This window comes from Amycolatopsis sp. NPDC051758, assembly GCF_044453095.1.
Lineage (GTDB): Bacteria > Actinomycetota > Actinomycetes > Mycobacteriales > Pseudonocardiaceae > Amycolatopsis.
The window spans coordinates 268,738-285,491 of the sequence record NZ_JBITCJ010000001.1 but is presented as its reverse complement, the minus strand read 5'-3'; the positions used below and the strand labels follow the sequence as shown (position 1 = coordinate 285,491).

Here is a 16,754-nt window from a genome sequence, read left to right as displayed (position 1 = left end):
CACCCCCGACAATTCCGGGTGGGCTGTCAGGATGGGAGCCGTGGGAGAGGACACCGAGCAGGTCTGGAGCGCGACCGTCGACCACCTGCGGTCGCTGATCGACTCCGGCGCGCTGGCGCCGGGCAGCAGGCTGCCCGCCGAACGGGTGCTCTGCGAAGAGCTCGGCATCAGCCGGGGGTCGTTGCGGCAGGCGCTGCGGGTGCTCGACTCCATCGGGTACGTCCAGATCCGCGCCGGCTCCGGCACCTACGTGCGCGAACAGGAGGAGCCGGACCAGCCGCTGCGGACCTGGTTCACCGAGCACGACCAGCTCGTCGAGAAGCTGTTCGACCTGCGCGCGACCGTCGAGCCGACGCTGGCCGGCCGGCTCGCCCGGCACGCGACGGCGAAGGTGGTGAGCCGGCTCGAGGACAACGTCGCCGAAATGACCCGGGCCGCCGAGGACGGGGACATGCTGCGCGTCATCGCCACCGACGCCGAGTTCCACCGGGTCATCGCGCAGAACGCGGGCAACGACGACGTCGCCGGGCTGCTGCGGTCGGTGCTCGCGCTGGTCGGCGAGGAGCGCCGGGCCGCGCTGAAACTCCCCGGGCAGATCCGCAAGGCCGTCGACGACCACCGGGCCATCCTCGACGCGATCCGCCGGTCGGACCCGGCCGCGGCCCGCGAGCTGACCCTCAAGCACCTGGTGGACGCAAAGACGTACGCGCACGACTTCGCCGCGCATCCCGAAGAGCGCTAGACTTTTCACAACATTGTGAATTTTTTGGGGGTCGTGATGGAGAAGGTTCACTTCACCGAAGAAAAGGCCACCATGCTGGCCACGCTGTACGGCCGCGCGCTCGACAGCCGCGAGGCCGAGCCGGTCCTCGGTGACCGGGCCGCCGACGAAGCCGTCCGCCAGATCGACTACGACTTCGCGAAGCTCGGCATCACCCGCGACAGCGCGGTGAGCGTCGTCCTGCGCGCCAAGCCGATCGACGAATGGGCCGCCGCCTACCTCGCGCAGCACCCGGACGCGATCGTGCTGCACCTCGGCTGCGGCATGGACACCCGGTTCCAGCGCCTTGCGCCGCCCGAGACCGTGCACTGGTACGACGTCGACTACCCCGAGGTCGTCGAGCTGCGTGAGAAGCTCTACGCGCCGGCGCCGAACCACACGAACATCGGCACGTCGGTGACCGACTTCGAGTGGCTCGACCAGGTGCCGTCGGACCGTCCCGCGCTGATCGTCGCCGAGGGCCTGACCATGTACCTGACCCCGGAGACCGGCAACGAGCTGGTCCGGCGGCTGGTCGCGAAGTTCCCGTCCGGCGAGCTGATCTGCGACGTCTTCAGCAAGTTCGGCATCAAGGCGCAGAAGCTGAACACCCCGGTCCGGCGAGCGAAGGCGACCCTGCACTGGGGCATCGACGACCCGCACGAGCTGGAGCGCCACGGCCTCGACCTGATGTCCTCTTTGGACGCCGCCCACTGGTCCCAGCCTGAGGTGATGGCCCGGCTGCGGCCGTTCACCCGGTTCCAGCTGCGGATGCTGAAGTACTTCCCGGCGATGGCGCGGATGGCGCACATCGTGCGGTACCGCTTCTAACGGGACTCCAGCACCCGCGCCACGAACTTGTGCACCTTCTCCTCCAGCCGCGCGAGGCGCTGCTCGACCGAGAGCGTTTCGTGCGGCTGCGGCACGTCGGACTTCAGCTCACCGCGGACGTACTGGCAGCACCCCAGGTTTCCGCAGGCGTAGATGCCCAAGGTGTTGCCCTCGCGGCCGAGCTTCCCGGCGCGCTTGCCCGAGAACAGCGTGATGTCGGCGAGGCCGTGGGTCGTCGTGCAGAAGCCGCAGATGTTGCTGCGCAGCCGCGACTTCGGTGACGGCGCGGCCCGCAGCGCGAGCCCGATCACCTCACCGCCGTACGGCAGCACGAGGTAGGCGCGCCCGGGCGCCTTCGGGTCGCGCCAGCCGAGGAAGTCCCGTCGCTCCCACGGGATTTCGTCGGGCCGGGCGGGCAGCGTCACACCCTTGGCCTCGCCGCGGGTGCAGTTGACGAACGAGGCCCGGATCTCGTCCTGGCCGAGTGGCTCCATGATCGGCACCGTAACGACCGGGCACCGGCGGTGGCCACGCATTTTCGGCCGTACGATCACCCTCGTGCGCAAGATCGCCGTGAAGAACTTCCGGGTGGTGTTGCGCACCAGCCTGGGCTTCGCCGGGCTGGGCATCGGCTCCAGTGTTGCCGGGTCCGGTGTGGTCGCACTGCTGCTGGTGCTGCAGGGCTTGCCCAAGGACGTCGGGGACCGCGGCTGGGTGCTCGGCCTGACCGCGGCCGGGATCGTCGCCGTGGCGCTGCTCGCCGGGACACTGTGGACGGCGTGGCTGCAGCGCCGCACCGCCATCTGGTTCGTGCTCGGCCGGCCGCCGTCGGAAAGCGAGGCGAAACGCGCGCTGCGGCTGCCGGTCGACATGGCCGTGGTCAGCGGCACGCTCTGGCTGATCGGCACCGTTGTCCTCGCGGTGCTGGCCGGCGTGCTCGGCTCCGGTGAGGACGCCGCCGGCATGGCGACAGTCATCGGGCTCGGCGGGCTCACCACCGTCGGCCTCACCTACCTCGCCGCCGAGTGGGTGGCGCGGCCGGTGATGACGATCGCGCTGGGGATCCTGCCGCCGCGTGGCTCGCTGCCCGTCACCGTGCTGACCCGGCTGGTCGTCACCTGGGCGCTGGCCAGCGGTGTGCCGTTCGTGGGTGTGCTGCTCATCGCCACCCCGCCGGACCTCGGCACCGGCAACCACACCGCGAGCCTGGTCATGCTGTCGGTGATCGGCCTCGTGGTCGGCGCGATCGGCACCGCGCTGCTGGCCAGGGCGGTCGCGGCGCCGCTGCACCGGCTGCGCGTCGCGCTCGACCGGATCGCCCGCGGGGACAACACCGTCGCGGTCGACGTGGACGACTCCAGCGAGATCGGGCTGCTCCAGACGTCGGTGAACCAGCTCGCTTCCGGGCTGCGCGAGCAGGCGCGGATGCGGGACCTCTTCGGCCGGCACGTCGGCGCCGACGTCGCCCGCCACGCGCTGGAGTACGGCGCGTCGCTGTCGGGTGACGTCCGCGAGGTGACGGCGTTGTTCGTCGACGTTGTCGACTCGACCGCGCTGGCCTACCGCACGCCGCCGGAGGAGCTGGTCGGGAAGCTGAACCGGCTGTTCGCCGCCGTCGTCTCCGCGGTCAACGCCCGCGGTGGCCTGGTCAACAAGTTCCAGGGGGACGCCGCGCTGTGCATCTTCGGCGCCCCGACGCGGCTCGCGGACGCGCCGACCGCCGCGCTGGCCGCGGCCCGGGCGATCCGGGACGCGGTGCGGGAAACGGGTGAGCTCGACCTCGGCATCGGCGTCTCGAGCGGCCCGGTGTTCGCCGGGCAGCTCGGCAGCAGCAGCCGGCTCGAGTACACCGTGATCGGCGACGCGGTGAACGAGGCCGCGCGGCTGACCGAACTGGCCAAGGCGGTGCCGTCCCGGATCCTCGCCAGCGACGCCGTCGTCTCCGCGGCATGGGAGAGCGAAGCCGCGCACTGGGCGAAGCACGGCGAGCTGGAGCTACGCGGCCGCCAAGCCGTCACGCCGACCTGGACGGCCGGCCCGGAACCTCAGGACAGCTGACCCAGGTCCGGCCAGCGCAGCACGGTCGAGCCCCAGGTCAGGCCGGCGCCGAACGCGCTGAGCAGCACGCGGTTGCCGGGCGAGAGGGTGCCGTCGCGCCGGGCGTCGTCCAGCGCGAGCGGGATGGACGCGGCACTGGTGTTGCCGACGCGGTCGATGTTGGCGACCACGGCGTCGGCCGGCATGCCGAGCTGCTTCGCCGCCGCCTGCAGGATCCGGATGTTCGCCTGGTGCCCGACGAAGCGGTCGACGTCGCCGACCATCCAGCCCGCCCGCTCCAGGACCGTGCGCGAGGACTCCGCCATCCGCGCGCAGGCGTGGCGGAACACCGCGGTGCCCTGCATCGCCAGGAAGCGGTCACCCGGGTCGTCGGAGAGGCGCTTGCGCGCGCCGCCGGCCTCGACCCACAGCAGCTCGGCGTGCTCACCCTCGCTGTGCAGGTCGAACGGCCCGAACGCGCCGGGCTCATCGGCGTCACCGGCTCGCAGCACCACCGCGCCGGCGCCGTCACCGAAGATCGGCACGGTCGTGCGGTCGGCGGGGTCGATCAGCGTGGTGAAGGTGTCGGCGCCGATCACGAGCACGCGCTCGGCGAGGCCGCCCGCGATGAAGCCCGCGGCGGTGGCCAGCGCGTAGACGAAGCCGCTGCAGACGGCGTTGACGTCGAACGCCGCGGCCGTGCCGAGCCCGAGCCGGGCGGCGACCTGCGGCGCGCTGGCCGGGCAGGGCTGGTCGGGGGTCGAGGTGGCGAGCACGACCATGTCGGCCGAGCCGCCGGAGGAGGCCAGCGCCTTGCGCCCCGCCCCGACCGCCAGGTCCACAGTGGACTCACCGGGCCCGGCGACGCGGCGCTCGCGGATCCCGGTGCGTGTGCGGATCCACTCGTCCGAGGTGTCGAGCCGGGCGGCGATCTCGTGGTTGTCCAGGACTTTTGTCGGCAACCACGAACCGAGGCCGGTCAGCACGGCGGCAGGTGCGGGCACGGGAGAGCCTCCCCACGCCGGCGGGTTGGCGGAGCGTCCGGCTGGTCTTCCACTTGTATGGGCTACCCCCTGGTAGACCGGTGAGTTGTGTTCCAGCTCACTCAGAAAGTTGTTTCATCTTCCCGGCGTACGGAGTAGTGAGCAGGGTCACGGAGGGGTGAGCCCAGCGCGAACTCGCGGCAAATCGTCGGGGGTCCCGGTTAGCCTGCTGAGGTGCAGACTCCCGACCTCGACCAGCTGGACACCGCCATCCTCGCCTGCCTCCAGGAGGACGCCCGCACCATCGCCGAAACGATCGGCGCGAAGGTCGGTCTCTCGGCCGCGGCGGTGCAGCGGCGGATCAAGCGGCTGCGCGAGGCCGGCGTCATCGAGCGCGAGGTGGCGGTGCTGTCACCGCAGGCGCTCGGGCTGAGCATGACGTTCGTCGTCATGGTCGAGATGGAGCGTGAGAACCTCGCGGTGCTGGACGCGTTCCGCCGCCAGGTCCTCGGTGACGACTGCGTCCAGCAGTGTTACTACGTCACCGGCAACGCGGACTTCGTGCTGATCGTGACGTGCCCGGACATGGCCGGCTTCGAGGCCTTCACCCGGCGGATGTTCTTCGACAACCCGAACGTCCGGCACTTCACCACGAGCGTGGCGATGGACCGGGTGAAGGTGGGGCTCAACCTGCCGCTGGGCCCGTAGGCGGGGTCCAGGCCCAGAGCTTCTCCGTCTGCTTCCGGATCACCGCCGCGGGCGCGCGCATGCCGAGCCGGTTCACCGCGTACCCCAGCCGTGACGTCGTCAGGGCCAGCGCGCCCTTCTGCCGGGCCATCCGCGCGATGCCGTGCGTCCGCGCGAGCCGGGCTTGGTCGTAGCCTTCGAGGCCGACCGCGGCCAGCGTGACGGCGTCTTCGATGGCCTGGCACGCGCCCTGGCCCAGGTCGGGGGTCATCGCGTGCGCCGCGTCGCCGAGCAGGGCCACCCGGCCGCGGACGTACGCCGGCAGCGGCGGCAGGTCCGTGACGTCGTTGTGCAGCACCTTCGGCGTCGCGTCGAGGAACTGCTGGACGGGCCAGCCCCGCACGCGGCGGCGAACTTCGGCGAGGTCGTCGTCGTAGCGAACGCCTGGCCGCCGTTCGCGCCCGGCTAGCGCCCAGTACACCCGCCCGCCGCCGACCGGGTGGACCAGGAAGTACGCGCCGCGGCCGAAGGTGAAGGTGCCCGCCTCGGTGAAGGCGGGTTCGGTCACGCCGCGCCAGACCGTGTACCGGAACCGGGGCGTCACGCCGGGCCACAGCGCCTCCCGGACCGCGCTGTGGATGCCGTCGGCGCCCACCACCAGATCGGCCCGCAGCCGTCCGTGTTCGTGGACGACCTCGCCGTCCGGGGTCACCGAACGCACCGCGCAGCCGGTCCGCACGATCCCCGGCGGCAGCTCGGCGACGAGCAGCCGGTGCAGGTCAGCGCGGTGGAAGCAGGACAACGGCGTGTCGTGCGCCGGGTCGAAGCGCCGCAGGAACGCCCCCGATGGCACCCGCAGGTTGTAAGCGGCCTGCGACGGTGTCGCCGCCTCGCGGACCTTCTCCCCGATGCCCAGCGTGTCCAGCGCACGCAGGGCGTTCGGCGCGATCGAGAGGCCGGCGCCGACTTCGCCGAGCTCGGGCGCGCGTTCGAGCACCTCGACGTCCCAGCCGGCCCGGGTCAGCGCGAGCGCCGCCGTGACGCCCCCGATGCCGGCGCCCGCCACCACTGCCTTCATCGCGGTCTCTCCAGTGCCTCGGCCAGCCACGCGAACGTGTCGCGAGCGGCCTGGACCCGGGCAGCGCGCTCGTCGCCGGGTTCGAACAGCGCCAAGCCGTCGTCGGCGATGTCCACGAACGAGGCGAGCGTCGCGATGCGCTCCCGGACCACGCGTGGCCACGCGTCGTCGTCGATCCGGAAGTAGGTGGTGCGGTCACCCGGCAGGCGTTGCTTGCGGACCAGCCGCGACGCCGTCAGCAGGTTCGTGTTCGAGGTGAGTGACGCCCGGCTCGCGCCGATGGCCTCGGCGATGGCGGTCGCCGACTGCGCGGGCGGGTCGCAGACCATCAGCCAGCCGAGGATGCGGCCGGCGATCGGCGGGATGCCGTACTGCTCGGCGAAGAAGGCCGCGGCCCGCTCGGCCCATCCCATTCGGTCTTCCATGCTAGTAGACACTAGCATCTTATGAAGTCGGGTACGCTGACCTTCTTGGGGGAAGCATGCTTCGACATCGCCGGATCTTTCTGGCCGCGACTCTGATCGACGCGCTCGGCAGCGGGCTGTGGGTGCCGTTCGCGCTCCTGTTCCTCGTGCACGGCCAGGGCATGGGCCTGCTCGACGCGGGAACGTCGCTGAGTACCGGCGCGCTGCTGGCGCTCGTCAGCGGTCCGGCGACCGGGGCCGCGATGGACCGGTTCGGGCCGCGGGCGCTGCTCGTCGCCGGGAACCTCGTGCGGGTCGCGGCCTTCTGCGCCTATCCACTGGTCCACACCAGCTGGCAGGTGATCGTGGTTTCGGTGGTCGCCGGCTTCGGCGACCGGCTGTTCTGGACGTGCAACGCGCCGATGGTCACGCGGCTCACGTCCGGGAGCGGGACGGACCGCATGCTGGCGACGCAGACGGTGGGCCGGTTCGCGGGCGCGGGGATCGGGGCGGCGGCGACCGCGGTGCTGCCGACGATCACGAGCCCGTGGGCGTTCCACTTGCTCGCGTACGTGAACGCGGCGAGCTTCGCGGTGGCAGCCGTGCTGATCGGGTTGCTGCCGCGCGCCGAAGCCCGCAGCCACCCGCCGTCCGGACGCTGGCGCGCGGTGCTGGGCGACCGGCCGTTCACCGGGTTCTGCGTCACCCACATGGCTTTCACGCTCGCCAGCGCGAGCAAGTTCGCCGTACTGCCGATCGTCGTGCGGGATCTGCTGCACGGTCCACAGTGGATCGCCGGGACCGCGATCACACTCGGCACCGTGGTGGTCGTCACCGCGCAGCGCCCGATCGTCGCGCTGCTCGCCGGCCGCAGCCGGACGGCCGGGCTGATCGGCGCCGCCGTGCTCTTCGCGGTTTCCTTCACCCTGCTGGTCCCGTTGGAAATGGTCCCTCTGCAAGTTGCGACGGGCTTGATCCTCGTGACCAGCCTCGGCTTCTCGGTCGCGGAAGCGATGTTCGGCCCGACCGGCACCGCGGCGGCGGCCGCGGCGGCTCCCCCGGGCGCCGAAGGCCGCGCCAGCGCGATCTTCCAGCTCTCCTGGGGCCTGCCGGTGGCACTCGCGCCGGGCCTGCTGGCCGCACTGCTCAGCGTGGACAACGCGCTCACCTGGTCCGTACTGGCCCTGACCTGCGCGGCAGCCGTCCCGGCCCTGCTCGTGCTGCGGAAGAAGCTGCCGGTCGCGCTGCGCGAACCGTCACCACCAGTCGCCGCTTGAACGCAAGGGGTATGTGCCGGGCGTTACACCACAATGGACGGATGCAACCGATCAAGTGAACGTGGGAGTTCCTTCGTCATGGCGGAGCTCCCCGGTCATCTCCTTGCCGAACAGTTCGCGCCGCGCGAACCACCCGAGACTCCAGGAGGGGCCGTGCACACCGACGCCATTCACCAGAGCCAGTTCGTGGTGCTGAACGAGAGCACCACGCCCGTCCTTTCGCGCCTCTCCTACCACGCCCTCGAGCCGTTCGCGGTCACCGTGGCGTTCCGGACCGAGCGCGGCCGGTGGATCGAGTGGACCTTCGCGCGTGACCTGCTCGTGTCCGGGCTCGACGAGCCGGCCGGGCTCGGCGACGTCCGGGTCCGCCCGGACCTGTCCGAGGACGAAGACTTTCTCACCCTCGAAATCGAGTCACCGGACGGTTATGCGTCGTTCGAGCTCGAAGTTGAAGACGTCCGGACGTTCCTCGAGGCGTCCTACGAACTGGTGCCGCTCGGCGAAGAGAGCGCGCACTTCGACGTCGACGGGCTGATCGAGGAGATCAGCAACGTCTGACCCCTGAAACCTCCCATTCCCGCGGCGAGGACAAGGGCGGGTTTCGAGTGCGCTGGAGGCACTCGAAACCCGCCCTTTCGCCGTTTTCAGGAGGTTCAGCCGAGCCGCAGCGTCGTGCCGGTCGCCGACAGGGCGGCGCCGATCGGGTAGAAGTACGTCACGGACGTGTTGCCGCCGGACAGGATGCCCTGCGCCGAGTTGCCGGCGATGAAGCCGCCGCCCGAGTCACCCGCGGCCGAACGGACGTTGGTCGCGGTCATGCCGTTGACCGTGCCCTCGGCGTAGCGGACGCTCTGGTTCTTGGCGCCGATGGTGCCGCAGGTCCAGCCGGTGGTCGAGCCCGCCTTGCAGACCGAGGTGCCGGTCGCCGCGTTGGACGAACCCGTCACGCGGGTGCCGTTGTTCATCTGGCCGACCGGGGTCCAGTTGCTGTTCGTGTTCACCCGCGCGTAGTCGGCGCCCGGGAACCGGTAGGTGCCCCACGAGCCGAGCGAAGCGCCGTTGGAACCGGTCAGCGAGCCGCCGCCGGTGAGCGCCGCGCAGTGCCCGGCGGTGAGGAAGCCGGTGGTCGTCGAGAACCCGACCGAGCAGCGGGACGAGCCGCCGATGTAGTAGGCGTCACCACCGCGGATGTTGGCGTAGGTGGTCGGCTTGCTCGCCGTTTCGAGGATCGTGATCGAAGACTTGTCCACACCGGACTGCGTGAGGAACGTGTCCGCGGCGGCGCGCTGGCCCTGCAGCACGGAAAGCGTGACGCGGTTGGTGGTGTCGTCCACACCCCAGCCGGTGATCGCGGCCGGCGCCGCCTTGTCGGCGGCGTTCAGGGTGTCCACAGTGGAGCTGAGCTGCCGGGCGCTGAACTTCACGACCTCGGCTTCGGCGCCGGCTTCGCGGATCTTGCCGACCAGCGTCGCGTTCGTCGTGGTGACGTGCGCCTTGCCCGAAGCCGCGTTGTAGGTGACGCCGCCGAGCGCGTCGCCGAGCGCCGCGCTGAGGGTCGCGGTGACCTTGCTCGCGACGTCCTCGCTCTTCAGCCGCGCGAGCGCCTGGTCGTGGGTCAGGCCCAGGTCCCGCTGCATGGCGGGCACGATGTCCGGGTTCAGCAGGTCCTGGCCCGACGCGGGGACGGCGAGCGCGGTGAGCGCGCCCGTCGCCATGACCGCGGTGGCAGCGGCACCGAGAAGTCTCGCGATCTTCATGCTTCTCCCTAGCTGGTTACGCGCGGCTCTGCACCGGCCACGCAGTGGTACTCCCCCGGGTGAGGGTCCCCGCAGTGGGCGTTACGGTGCAATCCGGGCGCCCGGCGAATGGGTATACGCATTGACGACGGACGAATCCCTGCTCCAAGCGATCCCCGCCGGCGCTGTCACCCGGTCGGACAGGTCCGTAAGTAGGGTTTCCGTGAATTACTTTCGGTAGTCACGCTCAGCACACGAACGCGTTAAGCGACGCCTGAAAGCGCTAGACGCCGACGTTTCGCACGCGGCGTAACCCCGTTCCCGCGGTTCCACCGGCAAACCGGTGACGGCGCGTAGGCGGACGTGTGAGCGCGGTGGCCACCACCTATTCGGTGAAAGGTTTACGGACGGTTGAGCGCTGCTTAGGCTCCGCGCACAGTCCTGGTGCGTCGAGGAGGTCCCTGTGTGGCTGACCGCGCCCCGTCCGACCTCGGTCTCCGTCCGGTCCGGGCCCACAAGGCTCACCGGCCGCGACGCCGAACTCGACGCCATCGTCGAGGTGCTCTGCCGGCGACCCGCCGCGGTGCTGATCGAAGGTGAGCCCGGCATGGGCCGGACCCGCCTGCTCGCCGAGATCGGGCGACGCAAGGAGTTCAGTGCCGGCCGCGTGCTCACCGGCGCCTGCCAGCCACTGCGGGAACCGTTTCCCTACGGCCCCGTTCTGGAAGCGCTTCGCGCGGTGGGTGACGGTCCGCTCGGGCCGCTCAGCCCGGTCGCCGGGGTGCTGCGGCCGTTGCTCCCGGAGCTCGCGGAAGCGCTTCCTCCGCGGCCCGAGCCGCTCGCCGACCCCGTCGCCGAACGCCATCGTGTGTTCCGCGCGGTGCGGGAGCTGCTCGCCGCGTGCGGGCCGGCGCTCGTGCTGATCGACGACCTCCAGTGGGCCGACGAGGACACCCGCGACCTGATGCGGTTCCTCGCCGGCGCGATGCCGCCGGAGCTGGCCGTCGTCGCCACCTACCGGTCCGCGACGGACGTCCGCCCCGGCCCGCTCGGCTCCCCCTTCCGGACCGACCCGGCCGTCCACTCCGCCCGTGTCGCGCTCGGCGCGCTCGACGTCACGGCCGTGCGCCGGCTCGCCGTCGAAATCCTCGAACTCCCCCGCGTCACCGACGAGTTCGCGGCGAAGCTGCACGAGTGCACGGCCGGGATCCCGTTCGTGGTCGAAGAAACCTTGCGGGCGCTGCGGGAAGCGGCCGAGCGGCTGCCGGTCGGCGAAGTCCTCTCCGACCGGCTGTTGGAGAACCTCGAAGTCCCGGCGCTGCTGCGAGAAGCCGTCACCGAACGGCTGGCAACACTGCCCGAAGCCGCTGTGCGGTTGGCCGGGGCGGCCGCGGTGCTCGGCGTCGGCGCCGAAGCCGCTGTGCTCGGCGAACTGGCCGGGCTCTCCGACGACACCCTCCGCACGGCGCTGCTCGACACGCTGTCCGGCGGCGTGCTCGGCGAAGTCGGCGACGGCAAGTACGGCTTCCGGCACCCGTTGGCGCGCAAGGCCGTCTACGACACGGTCAGCGGACCCGAACGCGCGTTGCTGCACGCGCAGGCGATCCGCGTGCTCGCCGCGCAGCCGTCCCCGCCGCTCACCCTGCTGGCCCGGCACTCGCGCGCCGCGGGACGGGTCGACCAGTGGCGCCACTATGCCGAAGCAGCCGCCGACGAGGCGATCACCCGCGGTGAGACGTCCCGCGCGATCGACCTGCTGCAGGCGGTGCTAGCCGAGCCCGGCCCGGCGCAGTCCGACATCGGGCGCGTCGCGGGCAAGCTGAGCCAGGTCGCGTTGCGCGGCTTCCGCCCGGACGTGATCGGCACGCTCGAACGGGTCCTCGAAGAGGTGACGCTGCCGGCCTCGGTCCGCGGCTCGATCCGGCTGAGCCTCGGCATGCTGCTGGTCCGGACCATCGGCGGGCTCGGCCGTGGCCGGCTCGAGGTTGAGCGCGCGATCGGCGAGCTGACCGACCGGCCCGACCTCGCGGCCCGCGGGATCACGCTGCTCGCCCAGCCGATCGACGGGCTGACCCCGCTGTCGTGGCACGAGTCCTGGCGCGCCCGCGCGGGTGAGGTGTACGAGCGGCTCGACGACACCGAGCTGCGGCTGGCGCTGACCGCCGACCGCATCGCGGCCGCCTCGCACGTCGGCGACCCGTCGGCGTGGGCCGAGTTCGAAGCGATGTCGGACACCGTCGGCACGGTCGCCGAGCGCGTCCAGCTGGCCCGCCTGTGGTGCAACCTCGCCGACGGCCAGGCCTGGGCCGGGTACCTGGACCGGGCGGAGCGGCTGGTCACCGAAGGCGTCCGGCGCGCGACCGACGCGGGCGCGTTGTACGCGATCGGCCTGATCCAGGGCACCCGCGTCCGGCTGGACTGGGTCCGCGGACGCTGGACCGGGCTCGCCGAAGCCGCCGAGCAGCTGCGGGACAGCTATCCGGAGCTCGGCCCGATCGTCATGGAGTCGTCGCTGGTGCTCGGCGGACTGGCGGCCGTGCGCGGCGAGTTCGCCGCGGCACAACGACATCTCACGGCGGCGAGTGTGCACGCGCCGGACCGTGGCCCGATCCCGGTGGTGCTGTCGGCCGCCGGCGTGCTGATCACGGTGCTGCTCGCGACCGACGACGTCGACGGCGCGTGCGCGGTGGCCGACACCGCGGTGGCCGCGGCCGGGCGCAAGGGCGTCTGGATCTGGGCGGCGGCGCTGGTGCCGGCGGCGGCCCAGGCGTACGCGCGGGCCGGGCGCTGGCCGGAGGCGGACAACGTCGTCGAGGCGTTCGCCCGCGGGATCGAAAGCCGGGACGCGCCGGTGGCCTCGGCAGCGCTGGTGGCCGGACGCGCGGTGTTGCTCGAAGCGCGCGGCAAGCACATCGCCGCGGCCACGTTGTTCGACGAAGCCGCGTCGGGCTACGTGACGCTGCCGATGCCCTATCCCGCGACGGCCATGCGGGAGCGCGCCGCGATGTGCCGCCTCGCCGCGGGCAACCGCGACGCCGTCGAGGAGCTGACGGCCGCGGCCGAGGCGTACGAACAGCTGGGTGCGACGCGGGACGCGGGACGGTGCCGTCACCAGCTGCGAGAGCACGGCGCTTGGGCGCCTTCGCAGCGTGGACGGCGTGGGTACGGGAGTGAGCTGTCGCCGCGCGAGCGCGAAGTGGCGCGGATGCTGGCCGAGGGGCGGACGAACCGGGAGATCGCGGACGGGCTGTTCCTCTCGCCGCGGACCGTCGAGCAGCACGTGGCGAAGGTGCTGCGAAAGCTCGGCGCGCGCTCACGCACGGACGTCGCGAGGAAGTTGCCCGGCGAAGTCACCACCGCCCCGGCCGGCTGACCGAACGGGGTGAGCGCTGGCGGGGTGAGCGGCGCCGTCCTAACGTGGGCCGGTGACTGAAGCTGCCCTTCCCGCGTGGCGCCGGCGGACCGCCGGTGAGACGCGCTGGCCCGCGATGGGCGTTGTTGTCGCCACGCTCGTCCTGCAGGTCGCCTTGCCCGATGACATGGCGCTGCACCCCAAGTGGCTGCTGCCCGCCGTCTCCGGGCTGCTCGTCGTCGCGCTGCTACTGGTCAACCCGGGCCGGATGACGGAGTTCAGCGCCGTCGAACGGGTCATTTCGCTGCTGCTGGTCGCGGCCGTCACCACGGTGAACGTCGCATCCGCGGTGCAGCTGGTCTACGGCATCGTCACCAGCTCCATCGGCGACCGCGCCGGGGCCGTGCTGGTCACCGGCGGGATCGTCTACTGGACGAACATCGTGGCCTTCTCGCTCTGGTACTGGGAGTTCGACCGCGGCGGCTCGGGCCGGCGGGCTGCAGGCCGGGCGGAGTTCCCCGACCTGCAGTTCCCGCAGATGGCCGACCCGGACCTGGCGCACCAGGACTGGGAACCATCCTACCTGGACTACCTCTACTTCTCGTTCACCAACGCGGCCGCCTTCAGCCCCACCGACGTCATGCCCCTGCGGATCTGGGCGAAGATGACGATGATGCTGCAGGCCGTCGTCTCGCTGGTGCTGGCGGTGATGGTGGTCGCCTGGGCGATCAACAACCTCAAGTAGCTCAGTGGCGCGAGATCGTGAAGCTCTGGCCGTCCGAGCCGATCGCGCCCGGGATCCAGGTGTTCGTGCCGCGGTCGTCGGCGTTCAGCGCGGACGGGCTGGTCGAAGCCAGGTTCGTCCCGTTGAACTTGACGCCGGTGAACGTGATGCCGCCCGAGATCGTCGGGTAGGAGTCGGTCGGCGACTCGATGATCGCCTCCGCCGACGCGTGCTTCGAGGTCAGCGACTTCGTGGTCGTCTTGGTCCAGCCCTTGGTGGTGTCGGACAGGTCGAGGCGGTAGGTGTTGGTCGCGGTGCGCGTCACCGTCGCGGTGATGTGGTCCCCGGCGCTGACCGACACGTTGTAGTACACCGGCGCGGCCGGGTACATCTCGTACCAGGCCGAGTAGACCGGACGCCCGCTCGAGCAGTCCGTCTCGACGCCGGTTTGCTCCACAGTGGACGATCCGTCCCCGTCGATGCCGACCCACGGCGCGAAGAGGTCGTTGCTCGACCGGCAGGTCACCGACGGTTCGGTCCAGCTCGCGGTGGCCGTCGTGAAGGAGCCGAAGCTGACGTAACCGCCCCAGTTGCCGCCGGAGAACTGGTGGCCGTGGAAGTGGGACCCGTACTCGACCGCCGCGTGGGCCGTGCCCGAGACGGCCAGGCCGGCCACCGCCGCGGCCGTCACCGTGAGGACGCGGACAGCACGCGAAGAAAGGAATCTGGACATGCGGGAACTCCGTTCACCGAGGGGGACCGGGAAAACCGTGACCTCAAGTGTTGGATCCGCACCGAAAAGAAGGTAGCTACTTTCGAAGGGTCTTCACATTCCGGGAAATACTCACCATTTGCCGGTTTTACGCCCCGCTGAACGAAAAGACCCGTGAAGGCCTCCGCGGGGGAAGAGGCCTTCACGGGTCTCATGCAGCTCACCTACCGCCCGGTCAGGTGAGCGGGGCTATTGCGCGGCCTGCGCGTGCGCCGTGTCCACGAACTTCGTGGTGTACGTCTGCGACAGGTCGATCTTGTCCTTCTTCGGCTTGACGTTGCTGGACGACTCACCCAGCACCTTCAGCACGTTCTGCGCGCCCGCCGGGTCCATCCGGCCGTCCTTCGTGAACATCGGCAGGCTGTCCTTGAGCGACTTCACGTACAGCGCCTTGTCCCCGCCGGCGAACGACGGCGGCATGATGTCGGCGACCTGTTCCGCGGTGTGCGTCGAAATCCACTTCAACGTCTCGACGTACGCATTGGCCAGTTTCTGCACGATGTCCGGATAGCGTTTCACGATTTCGCAGCCCATGTACAGCGAGCTCGCCGGGTACAAACCACCCAAAGCGGCTTTGGTGCCTTCGACCGTGCGCATGTCGTAGAGCACCTTGGCCTGGCCGGTGTTGGTCAGCTGCGCGATCGTCGGGTCGGTGGTCATCCCGGCGTCGATCGAACCCTGGTTCAGCGCCGAGATGAACGTCTGCCCGGCGCCGACCTTCACCGGCGTGTACTCCTTCGAGCTGACCCCGCCGCGCGAGGCGAGCGCCTTCGTCAGGAAGTCCGTCGACGAACCCAGCGACGTGACACCGAGGTTGCGGCCCTTGAAGTCCTTGCCGGACCGGATCTCACCCGCCTTGCCGGTGGCGACCATCTCGGCCTCACCCGGCACGTTCGCGAACTGCACCACGCTCTGGATGCACTGCTCCTTGGCCTGCAGGTCGATCGTGTGGTCGTAGAACCCGACCACCGCCTGCACCTCGCCGGCCAGCAGTGACGTCTCGGCGTTGGCGCCGGACGGCTGGTCGAACAGTTCGACGTCCAGGCCTTGCTTCTTATAGGCGCCGATCTGCGCGGCGAGCTGACCGGGCAGGTAGATGACCTTCGAGAGGCCGCCGATCATGACCTTGATGTGCGGCTGGCCGGTGGTGCCGAGCGCGATCTCCCGCGAGTCGCGGCACGCCGTGACCCCGGCGAGGGTGACCGCGAGCGCGGCCACCACGCCGACTGTCCTCTTCAGGCGCATGTCAGATCCCCGGCCCGGCGTCGGCCGCCCGCGGCCGCCAGCGCAGCAACCTGCCCTCGGCCGTGGCGATGCCCCATTCGGCCAGCAGCGCGACGACGGTGATGATCAGCATCCCCGCGTACACCCCGGCGGTGTCGAACGTGCCCTGCGCGTTGGCGATCAGGAAGCCCATGCCCGCCTTCGCGCCGGTGTACTCGCCGACGACCGCGCCGATCAGCGCGAAGCCGAACGCGACGTGCAGCGACGACAGGATCCACGACGTCGCGCTGGGCAGCACGATCGACTTCAGCACCTGGCCGCGGGTCGCGCCGAGGATGCGGGCGTTGTCGATCACGTTGCGGTCCACCTCGCGGGCGCCGGTGAAGGCGTTGAAGAACACCGCGAAGAACACGAGCACGACGACCGTCGCGACCTTCGACGACAGCCCGAGCCCGAACCAGATGACGAACAGTGCGGCGAGCACGATGCGCGGCAACGCGTTGGCGGCCTTGATGAACGGCGCGAGCACGTCCGCGAGGTAGGCGCTGCGGCCGAGGATCACCCCGAGCACGACCCCGGCGATGGCGCCGATGACGAAGCCGATCGCGGCCTCCTCGACGGTCACCAGGATCTGGTACCAGATCGAGCCGAAGTCCGTGCCGGCGCTGAACCATTCGACGAGCCGTTCCCAGATCTTCGACGGCTTCGAGTAGAAGAACGGGTCGATCCAGTACGTCGCGGTCAGCTCCCAGCTGCCGAGCCACACGACGACGATCGCCAGGCGCAGCAGCCAGATGTTGCGCCGGCGGGCGGACGACTTCCGCTTCTGCTGCGCGATGATGCTCGCTTCGGTCTCGATGACCGGGTTCGGGTTCGCGGTCGGAAGCAT

16 protein-coding genes are annotated in these 16,754 nt (G+C 70.8%); 8 read left to right on the top strand and 8 right to left on the bottom strand.

Annotated features, from left to right (window positions below; all coding sequences use genetic code 11):
- Positions 1 to 40: 40 nt before the first annotated feature.
- Both ACIA5G_RS01450 and ACIA5G_RS01445 read left to right on the top strand, forming a co-directional pair.
- Positions 41 to 742 carry a FadR/GntR family transcriptional regulator gene (locus ACIA5G_RS01450; RefSeq protein ID WP_395920265.1) on the top strand — a complete coding sequence of 234 codons (702 nt, stop codon included), beginning with the start codon at positions 41 to 43 and terminating at the stop codon, positions 740 to 742.
- 36 nt (positions 743 to 778) lie between these two features.
- Positions 779 to 1,591: a class I SAM-dependent methyltransferase gene (locus ACIA5G_RS01445; RefSeq protein WP_395920264.1), complete on the top strand. Its 813-nt coding sequence runs from the start codon at positions 779 to 781 to the stop codon at positions 1,589 to 1,591.
- Here the strand turns inward: ACIA5G_RS01445 and ACIA5G_RS01440 are convergent.
- Positions 1,588 to 2,085 carry an FBP domain-containing protein gene (locus ACIA5G_RS01440; RefSeq protein WP_395920263.1) on the bottom strand — a complete coding sequence of 166 codons (498 nt, stop codon included), beginning with the start codon at positions 2,083 to 2,085 and terminating at the stop codon, positions 1,588 to 1,590. The genes ACIA5G_RS01445 and ACIA5G_RS01440 overlap by 4 nt on opposite strands.
- A gap of 64 nt (positions 2,086 to 2,149) precedes the next feature.
- Between ACIA5G_RS01440 and ACIA5G_RS01435 the strand changes: the two genes are divergently transcribed.
- Complete coding sequence (locus tag ACIA5G_RS01435; RefSeq protein ID WP_395920262.1) at positions 2,150 to 3,649, top strand: adenylate/guanylate cyclase domain-containing protein; 1,500 nt, start codon at positions 2,150 to 2,152, stop codon at positions 3,647 to 3,649.
- On the opposite strand, the gene ACIA5G_RS01430 is transcribed toward ACIA5G_RS01435, so the two are convergent.
- Complete coding sequence (locus ACIA5G_RS01430; protein WP_395920261.1) at positions 3,637 to 4,632, bottom strand: beta-ketoacyl-ACP synthase III; 996 nt, start codon at positions 4,630 to 4,632, stop codon at positions 3,637 to 3,639. The genes ACIA5G_RS01435 and ACIA5G_RS01430 overlap by 13 nt on opposite strands.
- Before the next feature lie 213 nt (positions 4,633 to 4,845).
- Between ACIA5G_RS01430 and ACIA5G_RS01425 the strand changes: the two genes are divergently transcribed.
- Positions 4,846 to 5,319 (top strand): Lrp/AsnC family transcriptional regulator, encoded by a 474-nt coding sequence (locus ACIA5G_RS01425; protein WP_395920260.1) that lies wholly within the window; start codon positions 4,846 to 4,848, stop codon positions 5,317 to 5,319.
- On the opposite strand, the gene ACIA5G_RS01420 is transcribed toward ACIA5G_RS01425, so the two are convergent.
- Together ACIA5G_RS01420 and ACIA5G_RS01415 are read right to left on the bottom strand one after the other, a co-directional pair.
- Positions 5,297 to 6,376, bottom strand: coding sequence for an FAD-dependent monooxygenase (locus ACIA5G_RS01420; protein ID WP_395920259.1), 1,080 nt, complete (start codon positions 6,374 to 6,376; stop codon positions 5,297 to 5,299). The genes ACIA5G_RS01425 and ACIA5G_RS01420 overlap by 23 nt on opposite strands.
- Positions 6,373 to 6,801: a GbsR/MarR family transcriptional regulator gene (locus ACIA5G_RS01415; protein WP_395920258.1), complete on the bottom strand. Its 429-nt coding sequence runs from the start codon at positions 6,799 to 6,801 to the stop codon at positions 6,373 to 6,375. Before ACIA5G_RS01415 ends, ACIA5G_RS01420 begins: the two co-directional genes overlap by 4 nt.
- 56 nt (positions 6,802 to 6,857) lie before the next feature.
- Between ACIA5G_RS01415 and ACIA5G_RS01410 the strand changes: the two genes are divergently transcribed.
- On the top strand, positions 6,858 to 8,057 hold the full coding sequence (locus tag ACIA5G_RS01410) for an MFS transporter (RefSeq protein ID WP_395920257.1): 1,200 nt from the start codon (positions 6,858 to 6,860) through the stop codon (positions 8,055 to 8,057).
- 153 nt (positions 8,058 to 8,210) lie between these two features.
- The gene (locus tag ACIA5G_RS01405; RefSeq protein WP_395920256.1) at positions 8,211 to 8,615 is read left to right on the top strand and encodes an SsgA family sporulation/cell division regulator; all 405 of its coding nucleotides are present in this window, start codon (positions 8,211 to 8,213) and stop codon (positions 8,613 to 8,615) included.
- Between the two features lie 95 nt (positions 8,616 to 8,710).
- Here the strand turns inward: ACIA5G_RS01405 and ACIA5G_RS01400 are convergent, their stop codons facing one another.
- On the bottom strand, positions 8,711 to 9,814 hold the full coding sequence (locus ACIA5G_RS01400; protein WP_395920255.1) for a S1 family peptidase: 1,104 nt from the start codon (positions 9,812 to 9,814) through the stop codon (positions 8,711 to 8,713).
- Between the two features lie 442 nt (positions 9,815 to 10,256).
- Between ACIA5G_RS01400 and ACIA5G_RS01395 the strand changes: the two genes are divergently transcribed.
- On the top strand, positions 10,257 to 13,166 hold the full coding sequence (locus ACIA5G_RS01395) for an ATP-binding protein (RefSeq protein WP_395920254.1): 2,910 nt from the start codon (positions 10,257 to 10,259) through the stop codon (positions 13,164 to 13,166).
- Between the two features lie 115 nt (positions 13,167 to 13,281).
- On the top strand, positions 13,282 to 13,890 hold the full coding sequence (locus ACIA5G_RS01390) for a hypothetical protein (protein ID WP_395921842.1): 609 nt from the start codon (positions 13,282 to 13,284) through the stop codon (positions 13,888 to 13,890).
- Position 13,891: 1 nt separating this feature from the next.
- Here the strand turns inward: ACIA5G_RS01390 and ACIA5G_RS01385 are convergent, their stop codons facing one another.
- The 3 genes from ACIA5G_RS01385 to ACIA5G_RS01375 form a co-directional block, all read right to left on the bottom strand.
- On the bottom strand, positions 13,892 to 14,602 hold the full coding sequence (locus tag ACIA5G_RS01385; RefSeq protein WP_395920253.1) for a G1 family glutamic endopeptidase: 711 nt from the start codon (positions 14,600 to 14,602) through the stop codon (positions 13,892 to 13,894).
- 228 nt (positions 14,603 to 14,830) lie between these two features.
- Positions 14,831 to 15,886, bottom strand: a complete 1,056-nt coding sequence (locus tag ACIA5G_RS01380; RefSeq protein ID WP_395920252.1) for an ABC transporter substrate-binding protein — start codon at positions 15,884 to 15,886, stop codon at positions 14,831 to 14,833.
- Between the two features lies 1 nt (position 15,887).
- Positions 15,888 to 16,754: an ABC transporter permease gene (locus tag ACIA5G_RS01375; protein WP_284744476.1), complete on the bottom strand. Its 867-nt coding sequence runs from the start codon at positions 16,752 to 16,754 to the stop codon at positions 15,888 to 15,890.

Bases quoted from the DNA above. Each gene is read 5' to 3' on its own strand.
- ACIA5G_RS01390 (WP_395921842.1), top strand. From the start codon at position 13,282: ATGGGCGTTGTTGTCGCCACGCTCGTCCTGCAGGTCGCCTTGCCCGAT.
- ACIA5G_RS01385 (WP_395920253.1), bottom strand. From the start codon at position 14,602: ATGTCCAGATTCCTTTCTTCGCGTGCTGTCCGCGTCCTCACGGTGACG.
- ACIA5G_RS01420 (WP_395920259.1), bottom strand. From the start codon at position 6,376: ATGAAGGCAGTGGTGGCGGGCGCCGGCATCGGGGGCGTCACGGCGGCG.
- ACIA5G_RS01375 (WP_284744476.1), bottom strand. From the start codon at position 16,754: ATGCTTCCGACCGCGAACCCGAACCCGGTCATCGAGACCGAAGCGAGC.
- ACIA5G_RS01400 (WP_395920255.1), bottom strand. From the start codon at position 9,814: ATGAAGATCGCGAGACTTCTCGGTGCCGCTGCCACCGCGGTCATGGCG.
- ACIA5G_RS01380 (WP_395920252.1), bottom strand. From the start codon at position 15,886: ATGCGCCTGAAGAGGACAGTCGGCGTGGTGGCCGCGCTCGCGGTCACC.
- ACIA5G_RS01445 (WP_395920264.1), top strand. From the start codon at position 779: ATGGAGAAGGTTCACTTCACCGAAGAAAAGGCCACCATGCTGGCCACG.
- ACIA5G_RS01440 (WP_395920263.1), bottom strand. From the start codon at position 2,085: ATGGAGCCACTCGGCCAGGACGAGATCCGGGCCTCGTTCGTCAACTGC.
- ACIA5G_RS01410 (WP_395920257.1), top strand. From the start codon at position 6,858: ATGCTTCGACATCGCCGGATCTTTCTGGCCGCGACTCTGATCGACGCG.
- ACIA5G_RS01415 (WP_395920258.1), bottom strand. From the start codon at position 6,801: ATGGAAGACCGAATGGGATGGGCCGAGCGGGCCGCGGCCTTCTTCGCC.